12 protein-coding genes are annotated in these 17,182 nt (G+C 52.1%); 5 read left to right on the top strand and 7 right to left on the bottom strand.

Annotation, left to right across the window (positions count from 1 at the left end):
• Positions 1-40: 40 nt before the first annotated feature.
• Entirely contained in the window at positions 41-304 is a 264-nt protein-coding gene (locus ACPUC8_RS05160; RefSeq protein WP_058969304.1) for a hypothetical protein, read from the bottom strand.
• On the opposite strand from ACPUC8_RS05160, the gene ycaO reads away from it, so the two are divergent.
• The 4 genes from ycaO (at position 303) to pflA (ending at position 6,514) form a co-directional block, all read left to right on the top strand.
• Positions 303-2,066: a 30S ribosomal protein S12 methylthiotransferase accessory factor YcaO gene (ycaO, locus tag ACPUC8_RS05165; protein WP_039332411.1), complete on the top strand. Its 1,764-nt coding sequence runs from the start codon at positions 303-305 to the stop codon at positions 2,064-2,066. The two genes, ACPUC8_RS05160 and ycaO, sit on opposite strands and share 2 nt — an antisense overlap.
• A 335-nt stretch (positions 2,067-2,401) precedes the next feature.
• A complete protein-coding gene (focA, locus tag ACPUC8_RS05170) occupies positions 2,402-3,262 on the top strand; it encodes a formate transporter FocA (RefSeq protein ID WP_039332409.1) in 861 nt (286 codons plus the stop codon).
• 68 nt (positions 3,263-3,330) lie between these two features.
• Complete coding sequence (gene pflB / locus ACPUC8_RS05175) at positions 3,331-5,613, top strand: formate C-acetyltransferase (protein WP_039332407.1); 2,283 nt, start codon at positions 3,331-3,333, stop codon at positions 5,611-5,613.
• A 160-nt stretch (positions 5,614-5,773) separates the two neighbouring features.
• Positions 5,774-6,514: a pyruvate formate lyase 1-activating protein gene (pflA, locus tag ACPUC8_RS05180; protein ID WP_039332405.1), complete on the top strand. Its 741-nt coding sequence runs from the start codon at positions 5,774-5,776 to the stop codon at positions 6,512-6,514.
• Between the two features lie 40 nt (positions 6,515-6,554).
• Here pflA and ACPUC8_RS05185 read toward each other — a convergent pair whose 3' ends face one another.
• The 6 genes from ACPUC8_RS05185 to lrp form a co-directional block, all read right to left on the bottom strand.
• Positions 6,555-7,706 (bottom strand): MFS transporter, encoded by a 1,152-nt coding sequence (locus tag ACPUC8_RS05185; RefSeq protein WP_039332452.1) that lies wholly within the window; start codon positions 7,704-7,706, stop codon positions 6,555-6,557.
• A gap of 311 nt (positions 7,707-8,017) precedes the next feature.
• Entirely contained in the window at positions 8,018-9,310 is a 1,293-nt protein-coding gene (serS, locus tag ACPUC8_RS05190) for a serine--tRNA ligase (RefSeq protein ID WP_039332403.1), read from the bottom strand.
• Positions 9,311-9,406: 96 nt separating this feature from the next.
• The gene (locus tag ACPUC8_RS05195; protein ID WP_039332401.1) at positions 9,407-10,753 is read right to left on the bottom strand and encodes a replication-associated recombination protein A; all 1,347 of its coding nucleotides are present in this window, start codon (positions 10,751-10,753) and stop codon (positions 9,407-9,409) included.
• A gap of 7 nt (positions 10,754-10,760) precedes the next feature.
• A complete protein-coding gene (gene lolA, locus ACPUC8_RS05200) occupies positions 10,761-11,372 on the bottom strand; it encodes an outer membrane lipoprotein periplasmic chaperone LolA (RefSeq protein ID WP_039332399.1) in 612 nt (203 codons plus the stop codon).
• A gap of 175 nt (positions 11,373-11,547) precedes the next feature.
• Positions 11,548-14,943 (bottom strand): DNA translocase FtsK 4TM domain-containing protein, encoded by a 3,396-nt coding sequence (locus ACPUC8_RS05205; RefSeq protein WP_494925684.1) that lies wholly within the window; start codon positions 14,941-14,943, stop codon positions 11,548-11,550.
• A 119-nt stretch (positions 14,944-15,062) separates the two neighbouring features.
• Positions 15,063-15,557, bottom strand: coding sequence for a leucine-responsive transcriptional regulator Lrp (gene lrp / locus ACPUC8_RS05210; protein ID WP_006118610.1), 495 nt, complete (start codon positions 15,555-15,557; stop codon positions 15,063-15,065).
• Positions 15,558-16,078: 521 nt separating this feature from the next.
• Here lrp and trxB point away from each other — a divergent pair.
• Positions 16,079-17,044 (top strand): thioredoxin-disulfide reductase, encoded by a 966-nt coding sequence (gene trxB / locus ACPUC8_RS05215; protein ID WP_039332392.1) that lies wholly within the window; start codon positions 16,079-16,081, stop codon positions 17,042-17,044.
• Positions 17,045-17,182 lie beyond the last annotated feature (138 nt).

The following is a 17,182-nucleotide window of genomic DNA, read 5'->3' on the forward strand; positions in this document are numbered from 1 at the left end:
ACTGTCATATCGAACGGTTATGAATACCGTATCGGTTTTATCATTGCCTCCGAATGGCTGCAATCATTAATCCGGCGGAGATCACATTTACAGAGCAGGCATCGCCGCAGCTTATGTCATAAATGCAATCAGCCACGGAATTTTGTGAGGTGGTTTCATGAAGTAAAATCAGAATGCAGCCAGGTGAATAAAAAGCCGCAACAATACCGCGATAAATTTGGAACACTGAATAGCGAAGCAGGCGCAAAACCCGTATCATTGCGCGCTTTACGCCCACCCCATCGACTTGAGAGAGCGCCAACATGACGCAAACGTTTATTCCAGGAAAAGACGCCGCACTGGAAGACTCCATTGCCCGCTTCCAGCAGAAGCTGCAAGATTTAGGCTTCAATATTGAAGAAGCCTCCTGGCTTAACCCGGTTCCACATGTTTGGTCTGTGCACATCCGCGATCGTGACTGCCCACTGTGCTTTACCAACGGTAAAGGTGCCAGTAAGAAAGCCGCGCTGGCATCTGCGTTAGGCGAGTATTTTGAGCGTCTCTCAACCAACTATTTCTTCGCTGACTTCTGGCTGGGTGAATCCATCGCGAAAGGTGAATTTGTTCACTATCCCAACGAGAAGTGGTTCCCACTGACTGAAGATGACAGCCTCCCGGCTGGTATTCTGGATGCGCGCCTGCAGAAATTTTACGATCCAGAAGATAGCCTGAGCGCCTCAGACCTGATTGATTTGCAGTCGGGCAATGCTGACCGCGGTATCTGCGGCCTGCCGTTTACCCGTCAGTCCGATCAGCAAACGGTCTACATTCCGATGAACATCATCGGTAACCTGTATGTTTCTAACGGTATGTCCGCCGGCAACACCGCCAATGAAGCGCGTGTACAGGGACTTTCTGAAGTCTTTGAGCGCCATATTAAAAATCGTATTATCGCCGAGTCCATCAGCCTGCCGGAAATCCCGGCTGAAGTGATGCAGCGCTATCCCGGTGTGATCGAGGCGATTGACCGTCTGGAAGCAGAAGGCTTCCCTATCTTCTCTTACGATGCTTCCCTTGGTGGGAAATATCCGGTCATCTGCGTAGTACTGTTCAACCCGGCAAACGGCACGTGCTTCGCTTCCTTCGGTGCACACCCTGACTTTGGCGTGGCGCTGGAGCGTACCGTCACTGAACTGCTTCAGGGCCGTGGCCTGAAAGATCTGGATGTGTTCACCCCGCCGACCTTTGATGACGAAGAAGTGGCTGAACATGCTAACCTCGAAACGCACTTCATCGATTCCAGCGGCCTGATCTCCTGGGATATGTTCAAAGACGATGCAGATTACCCGTTTGTTGACTGGAGTTTCTCTGGCAGCACGCACGAAGAGTTCGACACCTTGATGGCGATCTTCCGTGCTGAAGATCAAGAAGTGTATATTGCTGACTACGAGCATCTGGGTGTTTACGCTTGCCGCATTATCGTGCCGGGCATGTCCGATATCTATCCGGCGGAAGATCTGCTGTTGGCCAATAACAGCATGGGCGCGCCACTGCGTGAAACCTTGTTGGCGCTGCCAGCCAGCGAATGGGAACCCGAAGCCTATCTGAACCTCATCGAGCAACTGGACGAAGAAGGCCATGACGACTTCACGCGCGTGCGTGAACTGCTGGGTCTGGCATCGGGCAAAGATAACGGCTGGTATACCCTGCGTATCGGTGAATTGAAAGCGATGCTGGCGCTGGCAGGTGGTGATTTAGATCAGGCACTGATCTGGACTGAATGGACCATGGAGTTTAACCAGTCGATCTTCAGTGAAGAGCGCGCCAACTATTATCGCTGCCTGCAGACGCTGTTACTGCTGGCGATGGAAGAAGAGCGCGATCCAGTGCAGTATCATCGTGCATTCGTGCGCATGTATGGCCAAACGGCAGTTGATGCCGCATCCGCTGCTATCAGCGGTGAAGCGCCATTCTATGGTCTGCAAGCGGTCGATCTCGACCTCAAAGCCTTCCCTGCTCACCAGGCTCTGTTAGCGGCTTACGAAAAATTGCAGGCGGCCAAGCGCCAATACTGGTCAAAAAAATAACGCCAGTTTTGCAGTGAAGTATTAATTGGCACTGAATCATTTCAGTGCCTTTTTTATGACTAAAATACAGCTGTCACACTTAACCTTTATATTTAACAATTCGTCTTCAATCGCTAAACGTAATTAACTGTTTACTCGCGACCAGGCTACGTCATTAAAATATTAGTGTATATTTTAAAAAAAATTTATTTCATAAAAATCATATAATTAAATACAAAAAGCATCGTTACCCGCCTCGCTTATCCCCGCCAGCCCTGGCATTTATGATCCACATCAATTCCTGACCTATACTCCTTTGTTAGTATCATTACAGACAAATTTTGGAGAGCGTTAGTGTGAAAGCTGACAACCCTTTTAATGCATTACTACCGGCGGCAATGGCTAAAGTTGCAGAAGATGCCGGTGTTTATAAAGCCACTAAACACCCTTTAACCACCTTCTTCCTTGCCATCACCGCTGGCGTATTTATCTCTATCGCTTTCGTCTTCTATATCACTGCCACAACTGGCAGTGGCGCGATGCCTTACGGCATAGCCAAGCTGATTGGCGGCATCTGCTTCTCACTTGGCTTGATGTTAGTGGTGGTATGTGGTGCTGACCTCTTTACCTCCACCGTACTGATTGTGGTGGCGAAAGCCAGCGGGCGCATCACCTGGCTGCAACTCGGTCGCCACTGGCTGAATGTTTATATCGGTAACCTGTTTGGTGCCCTGTTCTTCGTGGCATTGATTTGGTTAGCGGGTGAACACATGGTCGCGAACGGTGCATGGGGTCTAAACGTGCTTCAGACCGCAGACCATAAAATGCATCACACCTTTATTGAGGCCGTAAGCCTGGGCACGCTCGCTAACTTGATGGTTTGCCTTGCAGTGTGGATGAGTTATTCCGGCCGCAGTTTGTTCGACAAAATGTTCGCGATGATCTTGCCCGTCGGCATGTTTGTTGCCAGCGGCTTCGAGCACAGTATTGCCAACATGTTCCTGATTCCAATGGCCATTGTTATTCGTGATTTCGCCAGTCCTGAATTCTGGCAGATGGCCGGTTCCAGCGCCGCACAGTTCCCGTCTCTCAGCGTTGGTGACTTTATAGTTAACAACCTGATTCCAGTGACCATCGGCAACATCATTGGTGGCGGATTGTTAGTCGGTTTGACCTATTGGGTTATCTATCTGCGCGGCGATGAGCCCGTGCATTAATGAATTGATACGGGCGTGCGGCAGCGCACGTCATACGTCAGAGTCTCCCTAAATAAGGCAGGTATATCATGTCCGAACTTAACGAAAAAATGGCGTCAGCCTGGGAAGGATTTAGCGCCGGCGAATGGCAGAACAGTGTCAACGTCCGTGACTTCATCCAGAAAAACTACACCCCGTATGAAGGTGACGAATCTTTCCTGGCGGGCGCAACACCAGCCACCACAGAATTGTGGGACAGCGTGCTGGAAGGCATCAAAATTGAGAACCGTACCCACGCTCCGGTCGATTTTGATACCGACCTGGCTTCAACTATCACCTCTCATGACGCGGGTTACATCAATAAATCTCTGGAGACCATCGTTGGTCTGCAGACTGAAGCACCGCTGAAACGTGCCATTATCCCATTTGGCGGCATCAAAATGGTTGAGGGGTCTTGCAAAGTCTACGGACGTGAACTCGATCCTGCGCTGAAAAAAGTCTTCACCGATTATCGTAAAACCCATAACCAGGGTGTGTTCGATGTCTACACCCCAGATATCCTGCGCTGCCGTAAATCCGGTGTGTTGACCGGTCTGCCAGATGCTTATGGTCGTGGTCGTATTATTGGTGACTACCGTCGCGTGGCGCTGTACGGCATCGACTATCTGATGAAAGATAAAGTGGCACAATTCAATTCACTGCAAAGTGATATGGAGAACGGTGTCGATCTGGAAGCCACCATCCGCTTGCGTGAAGAGATCTCAGAACAACACCGTGCATTAGGCCAAATCAAAGAGATGGCCGCTAAGTATGGTTGCGATATCTCTCTGCCAGCCGTGACGGCGCAAGAAGCGGTACAGTGGACCTACTTCGGTTACCTTGCCGCTGTGAAATCTCAAAACGGCGCAGCCATGTCATTTGGTCGCGTATCCACCTTCCTTGATGTTTATATCGATCGCGACATCAAAGCCGGTAAATTGAGTGAAGAAGGCGCGCAGGAGCTGATTGACCACCTGGTGATGAAACTGCGTATGGTGCGTTTCCTGCGTACCCCAGAGTACGATGAACTGTTCTCTGGTGACCCTATCTGGGCAACCGAATCCCTTGCAGGTATGGGTGTAGATGGCCGTACATTGGTCACCAAAAGCACCTTCCGCTTCCTGAATACGCTGTACACCATGGGCCCATCGCCTGAGCCTAACATGACCATTTTGTGGTCGGAAAAACTGCCCGTTAACTTCAAAAAATACGCGGCCAAAGTCTCTATCGACACATCCTCATTGCAGTACGAGAATGATGACCTGATGCGTCCTGACTTTGATAACGATGACTATGCCATCGCCTGCTGTGTCAGCCCAATGATTGTCGGTAAACAAATGCAGTTCTTTGGTGCCCGCGCCAACCTGGCAAAAACATTGTTGTATGCAATCAACGGTGGTGTGGACGAAAAACTGAAAATGCAGGTGGGTCCAAAAGAAGCGCCAATCACTGACGAAATCCTGGATTTCGATACCGTTATGGCGCGTCTGGATCACTTCATGGATTGGCTGGCGAAACAGTACGTCACCTCGCTGAACATCATCCACTACATGCACGATAAGTACAGTTATGAAGCCTCACTGATGGCGCTGCATGACCGTGACGTTTATCGCACCATGGCTTGTGGTATCGCGGGCCTGTCAGTGGCTGCCGACTCCCTGTCAGCTATCAAATATGCGAAAGTGAAAACCGTGCGTGATGCTGATGGCCTGGCCGTGGATTTCGAAATCGAAGGCGAATACCCGCAGTTCGGCAACAACGATTCACGTGTTGATGACATGGCCTGTGACCTGGTTGAACGTTTCATGAAAAAAATTCAGAAACTGCAAACCTACCGTAATGCGGTACCTACTCAGTCAGTGCTGACCATTACCTCAAACGTTGTTTATGGTAAGAAAACCGGTAATACCCCAGATGGTCGTCGTGCCGGTGCGCCATTTGGACCGGGTGCTAACCCAATGCACGGTCGCGATCAGAAAGGTGCCGTTGCCTCACTGACCTCGGTTGCCAAACTGCCGTTTGCCTACGCTAAAGATGGTATCTCTTATACCTTCTCCATCGTGCCAAACGCGCTGGGTAAAGATGACAACGTGCGTAAAACCAACCTCGCCGGTCTGATGGACGGTTACTTCCATCACGAAGCGAACATTGAGGGCGGCCAGCACCTTAACGTCAACGTCATGAACCGTGAAATGCTACTGGATGCGATGGAACACCCTGAGAAATACCCTCAGCTTACCATCCGTGTTTCCGGTTATGCTGTGCGCTTCAACTCGCTGACTAAAGAGCAGCAGCAAGACGTTATTACCCGTACCTTCACGCAGTCTCTGTAATTCTTCCAGAGATGTAAAAGGCTCCTGCGGGAGCCTTTTCTCCACAAGTCTGTTTTGCCAGTTTGCTGGTGATGGCAACCTGGCAAAATCGACTTTAATCCCAGAGCACAACACAGATTGTGCCGCCTGATGTTGAGGCTAAACCGGAGAACTCATCGCAATGTCCACCATTGGTCGTATCCACTCATTTGAATCTTGCGGCACCGTTGACGGGCCCGGCATCCGTTTTATCACTTTCTTCCAGGGCTGCCTGATGCGCTGCCTCTATTGCCATAACCGCGATACGTGGGACACGCATGGCGGCAAAGAGGTCACCGTTGAAGACCTGATGAAAGATGTCTTGTCGTATCGCCACTTTATGAAAGCCTCTGGCGGCGGTGTTACCGCGTCTGGCGGAGAAGCGATTTTGCAAGCCGAGTTTGTGCGTGACTGGTTCCGCGCCTGCAAAGCACAAGGGATTCATACCTGTCTCGACACCAACGGTTTTGTCCGTCGCTACGATCCGGTGATTGATGAGTTGCTGGATGCCACCGATCTGGTGATGCTCGACCTGAAGCAAATCAATGACGATGTTCACCAGATTCTGGTCGGGGTGTCCAATCACCGCACGCTGGACTTCGCCCGATATCTGCAAAAGAAAGGTAAACGCACCTGGATTAGATTTGTCGTGGTGCCTGGCTATTCCGATGATGACGACTCAGTACATCGCTTAGGTGAGTTCACCAAAGATATGGACAACATCGAGAAGATTGAGTTGTTGCCCTACCACGAATTAGGCAAACACAAATGGATAGCGATGGGGGAAGAGTACAAGCTTGATGGCGTGAAGCCACCGAGTAAAGAGACCATGGAACGGGTCAAAAATATTCTCACCAGCTATGGTCACGAGGTGATGTACTAAATGGCATAAGGGGAGCAATCGCTCCCCCTTCTTTTTGCCGTTAAGCATGTGCCACTGGGGTGGCATGCTGATCGGCCTTGCGCAGCAGCATCACCAAATACACCAGTGCCACCACCGCAATCATCACAAACAGCAGGCGATCGGAGTAGTTCTGCATCAGCATCGACGTCATGCCAGGCCCAACTAAACTGCCAACGGTATAGCTAAACAGCAGAGCCTGATTCATCGCGACCAGCTCGTGGTGAGCCACGGTCTCGCATGCCCACGACATCGCAACCGGGTAGAGGGTAAAACCTGCCAGACCCAACACAAACAGCGCGGGTGCCATGGCGGTATCACCCAGCATGGCAATCGCACCCAGAATGACGACAAACACCTGCACGCGTAAAACCATTAAGCGGCCAAAGCGGTCAGCCAGGCGTCCGACCGGCCACTGCCCTACGATGCCTGCGCTCACCAGTAATGCCATCCAGTATCCGACGGTGGCATCGCTCATTCCCTGATGGGACAAATAGAGTGGCATCAGTCCATACAACGATCCCAGCACAATGCCTGAAATCACACAGCCGTTAATACCCAGACGAGAACTGCGACGACGCAACATAGTCCAGATACGTCCGGTCGATGCCTCTTCTGTTGCAGCTCCAGCATTCACACGCAGGAATACCACTGGCAACACGGCACAAATAATCAGTGCGGTCACCCACGGAATAACGTGCAGCAACTCAGTCGAGACACGGCTAACCAAAAGCTGACCCGCAACCGTGCCCAGGTAGTAAACAATCATATAGGCCGCTAACAATTGGCCGCGATTGCGTACCGTGCCGCTACACAGCAATGCACTCTCCACCACAACCCAGATCAGTGCGCAACCTAAGCCAGCCATGAAACGCAGAGACGTCCAGTTATAGAAACCGTCTAATAGCGCCATACCCATGGTCGCCAAAGCAAACAGCACGCTCGCCAGATAAAAACAGCGATTAAATCCGTAGCGATTGATAAGCCAGCCTGCCAGCAAGGTCCCGAGCAGGTTGCCGGTGTAATAGGCTGAGCTGGCCATCCCCACCTGCCAGGTCGGCAGTTGATCATGTGTAAGCCAAAGCGGTACCAGCGTATTAAGCACAGCAATAGACACCGTCATGAGCATTAAGCCGCAGAGCAGCAACACGACGGGGCGCGACCAGGTTGACATAGGGATTAAAACCAAAGAAATGTAGATAATTGCGCGCAGTTTGCCATTCGCTATTTTAAAGTCAATGTGCAAAAAATAGTCGCCGCACAATTTGCTGCAGAACAATTTATTTTTTTTATCTTCAGCAGGTTAGAGGATATATCTCACACGATGGGACGATAGCTATCTGTATGAATTTATAGATTTTAGTCTTTTAAGGCCATCTACTGACGATAACGTTTATTTCTGATTAATTCTTACTAAAAAATAATCCCTGAGTTATAGACAATAAAAAACCCGGCATAGCCGGGTTTTTACTGGGAAAGTCTCGATTAACCAATCATTTCCAGACCGCCCATATAAGGGCGCAACACTTCTGGCACCTCAATGCGGCCATCAGCTTGCTGGTAGTTTTCCAGTACCGCAACCAAAGTACGGCCTACAGCCAGACCAGAACCATTCAAGGTGTGAACCAGGCGTGGTTTTTTGTCTGCTTTGCTGCGGCAACGCGCTTGCATGCGACGCGCCTGGAAATCCCACATATTTGAGCAAGAGGAGATTTCACGATAGGTATCTTGCGCTGGCAGCCACACTTCCAGATCGTAGGTTTTGGCAGAGCCGAAGCCCATATCACCGGTGCACAGCAATACTTTACGATAAGGCAGATTCAGCAGCTGCAAGACTTTCTCAGCGTGTCCGACCAACTCTTCCAACGCATCCATCGAGGTTTCTGGCGCAACAATATGCACCATCTCTACTTTGTCGAACTGGTGCATACGGATCAGACCACGGGTGTCGCGTCCGTATGAACCCGCTTCTGAACGGAAGCAAGGTGTATGCGCCGTCAGCTTGATCGGCAGATCTTCTTCTTCGACGATCTCGTCACGTACCAGATTGGTCAGCGGCACTTCTGCGGTCGGGATCAGCGCATAGTTGCTGCTACCGGCTTCTTCACCCAGTGGCTTAGTGTGGAACAGGTCTTCACCAAACTTCGGCAGTTGACCTGTACCAAACAGGGTTTCACGGTTGACCAGATAAGGCACGTAGGTCTCAAGATAACCGTGCTGCTCGGTGTGCAGGTCAATCATGAACTGGCTCAGAGCGCGGTGCAGACGTGCAATCTGGCCCTGCATCACAATGAAGCGAGATCCTGTCAGTTTCACTGCGGACGCAAAATCCAGGCCTTTTACCGCTTCACCCAGCTCAACGTGGTCTTTTACCGGGAAATCAAACTGGCGCGGCTGGCCCCAGCGGCTGACTTCCTGATTCTCGCTGTCATCTTTACCCAGCGGCACTTCATCGACCGGCAAGTTAGGCAGAGAGAGCGCAAAATCACGAATTTCGTTCTGCAGCGTGTCCAGTTCCGCTTTGGCCGCATCCAGGCGTTCGCCCAGCGCGTTCACTTCCTGACGCAGTGGCTCGATGTCTTCCCCACGCGCTTTGGCCTGACCGATGGATTTGGATCGGGAGTTACGCTCTGCCTGCAGGTTTTCAGTTTCTACTTGCAGGACTTTACGACGCTCTTCGAGGGAGCGAAGCGTTTCCACATCCAGTTTAAATCCTCGGCGTGCCAGTTTTTCTGCGACTGCGTCTGGCTCATTACGCAGCAGATTGGGATCGAGCATGCTTATCCTGTGTAATTAAGGTTGATTGAACGAATGAAGGGATGCATCCCACTGGAATGCATTGAAATACTTGCTCACCTTACCGTAAGGTCTTTATCAGCGGTAGCGTTTTATCGGGCTATTTTGATCCTGTTCAGCCAGCCAGGCGAGTTTTTCGCCAATTTTCCCTTCAAGCCCCCGATTGGTTGGCTGATAGTAGCGCGTTTGCGCCATTTCAGGCGGGAAGAACACCTCACCGGCGGCGTAGGCATTAGGCTCGTCATGCGCATAGCGGTACTCTTTACCCAACCCCATCTCTTTCATTAATTTGGTCGGGGCATTGCGCAGATGCTCTGGCACATCATAATCCGGCGATTCGCGCGCATCACGCATCGCCGCCTTGAAAGCGGTATACACGGCATTACTTTTCGGTGCACAAGCCAGATAAACTATCGCTTGCGCAATCGCGCGTTCGCCCTCTGCGGGGCCAACACGGGTAAAGCAATCCCAGGCTGAAATCGCCACCTGCATGCCACGCGGATCGGCATTACCGACATCTTCGGAAGCGATGGCCAGTAAGCGACGCGCCACGTAAAGCGGATCGCCCCCTGCGGTGATAATGCGTGCGTACCAGTAGAGCGCGGCATCCGGCGCCGATCCACGCACCGATTTATGCAGTGCGGAAATCAGATCGTAAAAGCGGTCACCTTTATTATCAAAACGCGCCGCCCTTTCACCGGACACTTCATTGAGCAGTTGCGGCGTCAGCTCGCGCAGGCCTTGTGCATTGCTCTCTGCCATATCGGCCATCATTTCCAGCGTATTGAGCGCCCGCCGCGCATCACCATTGACCAGTTCAGCAATCATCCGACGCGTGTTATCCGGCAACAGAATATCGCTGTTGCCATAACCACGGTCGCTGTCTTGCATGGCTTGTGTTAACACCCGTTCAATGTCTTCGGTGGTGAGGGATTTCAACAGATAAACACGCGCACGCGACAACAATGCCGAGTTGAGTTCGAATGAGGGATTTTCTGTGGTGGCGCCAATAAAGGTGATGGTGCCATCTTCAATATGCGGCAAGAAGGCATCCTGCTGACTTTTATTGAAGCGATGCACCTCATCGACAAACAAAATGGTGCGACGTCCGAGCTGACGATTCTGACGCGCACGCTCAATTGCCTCTCGGATCTCTTTCACGCCAGACGTCACCGCAGAGATGCGCTCAACGTCTGCTTGACCATAATGCGCGATGATCTCAGCTAGCGTGGTTTTCCCTATTCCTGGCGGCCCCCAGAGGATCATCGAATGCAGATGCCCGGCTTCAATAGCACGCGGCAGCGGTTTGCCCGGCGCCAGCAGATGCTGTTGCCCGATATACTGCTGCAACGTTGCTGGCCGCATACGCGCGGCCAGGGGTTGAAACTCATTCGAAGAGGCGAAATCAAGGGACAGGTTACTCACGCTGACCTCACTGACGTTGATCGTCGACCGTTACCCCTTTAGGCGGCGTAAAGGTAAATTTATCCGGGCTAATCGCGCCATTTTTCTGACTTTTTAGCTGGTAGTCACTGTGCTGGCCATCTTGTTCAATCGCGCTGAATTTATTAATGGTGCCGGATGCAGAAACATTGATGGTGAACTGTTTCAGATTGCCGTCGCTGCTTTTCGGCGTCAGTTCAAAGTTGTCGCCCTGCTGCTTGATGTTGTACTGCTGCCAGTCGCTTGGCTGGTTACGCGCAATCAACATAAACGGGGTGTTGCTGGTGGCATTCTGCAACAGGCTGACGCTCGCCTGCTCAACAAAGGGGTTATAGAACCACAGATTCTTACCGTCAGAGATGATGACGCTTTCGTCTGGTGCGGTCATGTGCCAGTTAAACAGGCTTGGGCGCTTAACCCACAGTTCCCCTTCCCCATCCTGCACATTGGCACCGCTACCGTCGGTGACCTTCTGGCTAAAGCTGGCATGGAAACTGTTCACCTTGTTCAGACGTTGTTGCAAATCGCTGGACGCATCCGCCAATACCGATGCAGAGACAAAACTGGCCAACAGGCCGCAGGCAATAACGCGTAATTTCATCTGATTCGATTCCTTATTCATGGTTTCCCGACACTTACCGCATTAAACGTAGTTGCCGCCCTGTCAGTTCGACAGGAGAAAAAGCCGAAAGCTCCCGAAGATATGGGGATCGTTTCGCAGATAAACAACGGGCCAGTGTTAACTGGCCCGAATATAGCTCACTGCTGACACAAGATTACATCTCATGCGGCGGCGGGGAGAGGACTTCACGGTTACCGTTATGACCCGGTTCAGACACAATTCCCTGCGCCTCCATCTGTTCAATAATACGTGCAGCACGGTTGTAACCAATACGGAATTGACGCTGGACACCCGAAATCGAGGCGCGACGTTTCTCCACCACGAACGAGACGGCCTGGTCGAACAGCGGATCCAGTTCTTCATCGCCGTCCAGCCCACCTGCAGCAGTTTCGCTCTCTTCACCCGCCGTGATGCTGTCGATGTATTGCGGACGTCCGCGTGCTTTCCAGTCTTGCACCACCGCATGCACTTCCTGGTCACGCACGAAGGCGCCGTGAACACGGACTGGCATCGAGGAGTTTGGCGGCATATAAAGCATGTCACCCATCCCCAACAGCGATTCTGCGCCCCCCTGATCCAGGATAGTACGCGAGTCAATCTTACTGGAAACGGTAAAAGCAATACGGGTTGGAATGTTGGCTTTAATCAAGCCGGTGATCACATCCACTGACGGGCGTTGCGTTGCCAGCACCAGGTGAATACCCGCTGCACGCGCTTTCTGGGCGAGGCGAGCAATCAACTCTTCCACTTTCTTACCTACCGCCATCATCAGGTCGGCGAATTCATCCACCAACACCACGATATAAGGCAGTTTCTCCAGTACCGGCGGCGTCGTGTCCATGCTGTCGCCCGGCTTCCAGAACGGATCAGGAATCGGACGGCCCATCGCCGCTGCCTGCTCAATCTTCTCGTTATAACCCGCCAGATTACGCACGCCGAGTGCTGACATCAGCTTGTAGCGGCGTTCCATCTCACCCACACTCCAGCGCAGCGCGTTGGCGGCATCTTTCATGTCGGTAACAACTTCAGTCAGTAAATGAGGAATACCTTCATAAACCGACAGCTCCAGCATTTTCGGGTCGATCATGATAAAGCGCACTTCTTCCGGCGTGGCTTTATACAACATGCTGATGATCATGGTGTTAACGCCCACTGACTTACCGGAACCGGTGGTACCCGCAACCAGTAAGTGAGGCATTTTCGCCAGATCCGCAACAACCGGCTGACCCGAAATATCTTTACCTAACACCACAGAGAGCGGTGAAGGATTATCACGGAATTTATCGCAATCCAGTACTTCACGCAGATACACGGTTTGGCGGTGCTTGTTCGGTAACTCCAGCCCGACATAAGGCTTGCCCGGAATCACTTCCACCACACGCACTGCAACCGCAGAGAGTGAGCGCGCTAAATCGCGTGACAGGTTAGAGATACGAGCGGCTTTCACACCCGGCGCAAGGTCGAGTTCAAAACGGGTGATCACCGGGCCTGGCGAAATGCCCACCACTTCCGCTTTCACACGATAGTCAGCCAGACGCGCTTCAACCAGACGCGCAGTTTGCTCAAGGGCAAACATATCCACCGGCTCTTCTTCCGAAGGCGGCGAAGTCAGTAAATCGAGCGTTGGCAATGGAGTAGACGGTTTTTCCAGTGGCCGCTCATGACGCACCAGGAACGGATGGAACAGGCTGTCCTGCGCTGGCGTAGCCGGTTTTGGCGTTTCGCTGGGTGCAGCATAACTTTCCGGCTCAGCCGAAGACCATGGGCTGTTCTGCTCAGTCAACGATGGCAGGGTTTCCGGTTGCGGCGCTGCAGGCTGCTGCCATTGCGATGGCGCTTCCGGTTCTGGCGTCGCGGCAATAGTAAACAGCGGCTCGCTTGGACCGTCATCAACCAAATCTTTCATCGGCGAAAAATCAAAGGCTGACGAGGTATCAAGACTAAATACCGGGCCATCACTGGCATCTGATGGCTGATAGCGCTGTTGCTGCTGTGCCGCAAACTGATTCGCGAGCTGCGCCTGATGCAACGCCTCTTCATCATCCTCTTCCGGTTGCTGCTGCCAGCTGTCGCCATAACGCTGCTGCTGTTGAGATTCATAGGCCTGACGCAACTGTGCCTGCTGCAGTGCGGCATCATCATCATGATCATGTTGCGGTGCATGGTAGGTTGCCGTCATTTCTGGCAACGTCTGCTCCGCCTCTTCTCGTGCCTTTTCTTCCGCCATACGCTGAGATGGCAGTTTAATGCCATAAGAAGCCCGTTCACGACGGGTTGGCAGTTTGACTTTATTCGGACGCGGTAATTCAGGACCAATACCCTGCTTCACCTGCGGGTTGTAATCTCGCTCAGGGACAATATCAAAAGCCGGTGTGTAAGCTGACGCGCTCTTCACCGCCGCCATGCCCGCTGCTGCCGCTGCGGCAGTATTGAGAGAAGCAGACGAGGATGCCGCATCCTGCCAGTTGCCCATGCGCGGGCCATCATCCTCATCAGCCAGTGAGAATGGAGCGGGCGTTGACGCAGGTTCATTCGGCACTTCAAAACGATACAACGGTGGCGCAGGCTGAATCACTGGCTCGGGAGCAGCCGCAACAGGTGCTACTGGCACAGGTTCGGTTGGCAAAGCGTTCACCGGAGGCGTCACAACAGAGGATTCAGTTGGCGAACTGACCGCAGGTTGCACAGCAGTCGGAGCCTGTTGTGCGGCTTCTGTGGTAACCGCAATAGCCGTGGCTGTTGCTGCACTGGCTTTCGCCAACAGCGGATCATCCGCCAGTTCTTCCGCAATGGGCTCGGCGATTTTACGTGGTTTAGCCAGCAGAACGTCATCAGCGTCATGATGGGCTTGCGTAGCACGTAACGGAGGCGCGGCATCTTCTGCCTGCTCCTCGTCTTCGTACTCGTCATCTTCTTGCCAGGGTTCGTCATGGCGCGAGCGATTGCTGGCAAAGGTCAGCACGCCCATCACCACACCGCCAATCCTTTCGGCAATGGTAAGCCAGGACCAGCCGGTATACAGCGTAATACCCGCAGCCCAGACGCACAGCAGCGTTAAGGTGCCGCCCGCGGAACTGAACCACGGTGCCATCGCATTGCTGACCAAGCTGCCAATCACGCCGCCGGAAGCAAAGTACCAGATGTCATCCACGTTGAGCGCCGCCAGGCCGCAGGTGGTGACCACCAAAGCCAAAACGCCGATCAAACGTAAACCAACGGCAAAGTAATCGATGTAATCCTGACGATCGCGCTGACGGAACGTAATCCAGCACAGCCCAATAATGACGGGAGGAATGGCATAGGCCATCACGCCAAAAATGAACAGCAAGGTATCCGCCAGCCATGCGCCAACACTGCCGCCTAAATTATGAATCGGCTCATGCCAGGCGGTCTGCGACCAGCTTGGATCTGAAGGGTTGAAGCTAACCAGCGACACCATCAAATAGATGGCGAACAGGGCCACAAGGATGAGTAACGCTTCCAGCAGCCTGCGTCCACTGCTCAGCGGTTGTAACGAAACGTCTTTATCTTCTGTATATTCCTGGCTCAAGAGAACTCTCCAGGTGCCTGTAAATTAAGAAGGAAACAGCGTCGGGCAAGCCCGACGCTGATCCTGTATGAATTCACAGGAGTGTACCGAATTCCTGCAAGCTTTGCACCTGCCCTGCACTAACGGGTTTTGATCACCAGACGATTGCTCTGTTTGACCTCTTCCATTACCACGTAAGTACGGGTGTCATTCACGCCCGGTAGGCGCAGCAAGGTTTCACCCAAGAGCTTACGATAGGCGGACATGTCCGGTACACGGGTTTTCAGCAAGTAGTCAAAGTCACCGGAAACGAGGTGACACTCTTGAGTTTCCTCAAGTTTTTGCACTGCGGCGTTAAATTGCTCAAACACATCGGGCGCACCACGATTCAGAGTAATCTCAACAAACACCAGCAGTGAAGCGTCCAGATAATGCGGGTTCAGCTGTGCGGTATAACCCAGAATGAAGCCCTGACGCTCCAGGCGACGCACACGCTCAAGACACGGTGTAGGTGATAACCCAACACGTTTCGAAAGCTCAACATTGGAAATACGACCGTCTTTCTGCAATTCATTCAGAATGTTTCTGTCGATACGATCCAGGTCTTTTCCGGGGCGTTTCTTATTGTCTACCATTATTATTGTCTCTCTTAATTCCTTCCCTTTACCTGCCACACCCTGAAAACGCTCATTGTTCAGGGCCTTACTTAAGCGAAGCCTATAAGTCTGTGCAGTAATGCGGCCATCCGTATGACGCATGTTGTCTGTCCACACCATGCGTCATTACCAATGTCAGACTGAGTTTATCTGGCAAAAACACGCAAAACAGAAATGAAATTCTGTTTTGCGCCGCTAAATATTCTCTGCTTCTGGTAATGTTTTCGCAAAACAGCAGGCGATTGTCAAAGTAAAACATCCAAATTCAGTACAAGATGCCAGACAGAGTGCTGGGATGCTGTTTTTTAATAAGAATTTTTATACTGCTGCACCAGAAATTGCCGAGCATTGCCCCCTTTTGGCGCAACAGACGTGCAAAATTGCGCCTCATCGACTACGCCGCTTGCAGCGATTGTTAACAAAATCGCTGAAACCTTTTTTTGCGTCGCTAATTTCCCTACAATCAAAAACTATGTTGTCAGAAAAAAACTGAGGAACGCATGAGTACGGCCAAACACAGTAAGCTGCTCATTTTGGGCTCCGGCCCTGCCGGTTATACCGCTGCAGTGTATGCAGCGCGCGCCAACCTGAATCCGGTATTGATTACCGGACTGGAAAAAGGTGGTCAGCTCACCACCACTACTGAAGTGGAGAACTGGCCTGGCGACCCGCACGATCTGACTGGTCCGTCGCTGATGGAGCGCATGCATGAGCATGCCGAGAAGTTCAACACCGAAATCTTGTTCGACCACATCCATACTGTGGATTTGCAGAACCGTCCCTTCCGCCTGACGGGCGACAGTGGCGAATACACCGCTGATGCACTGATCATCGCAACGGGGGCGTCAGCACGTTACCTCGGTCTGCCTTCTGAAGAAGCCTTTAAAGGTAAAGGCGTGTCCGCTTGCGCGACCTGTGACGGCTTTTTCTATCGCAACCAGGAAGTCGCTGTCATTGGTGGCGGTAACACTGCGGTTGAAGAGGCACTGTATCTGGCCAACATCGCGTCAAAAGTGCATCTGATTCACCGCCGCGACAGCTTCCGTGCTGAAAAAATCCTGATTGACCGTCTGATGGCGAAAGTCAGCAGCGGCAATATCGTGCTGCACACCGACCGCACCCTGGAAGAAGTGGTTGGCGATCAGATGGGCGTAACCGGCCTGAAATTACTCTCGACCAAGGGTGAAGCGCCGTCGACCCTGGATGTTGCGGGTCTGTTTGTGGCTATCGGCCACAGCCCTAACACGGCTATTTTTGATGGTCAGTTAGCGCTCGAAAACGGCTATATCAAAGTGCAGTCCGGCCTGCACGGTAACGCGACACAAACCAGCATTCCTGGCGTATTCGCTGCGGGCGACGTGATGGACCACATCTATCGTCAGGCAATTACCTCTGCAGGCACCGGCTGTATGGCAGCATTGGATGCAGAACGTTATCTTGATGGCTTGGTTAAAAACGATAAGTAAGTTGTTAATAAGCTGATCATAATTGCTGAGAGGCGACCTATATTGGTCGCCTTTTTTATGACCTGCGTGCTACAGTTCATGCGCTCAGGATGTCCGGACAATTGATCCGGTATTTGCCTCTCTCCATCAGTGATCAAA

Source organism: Pantoea sp. CFCC18177 (genome assembly GCF_059412425.1).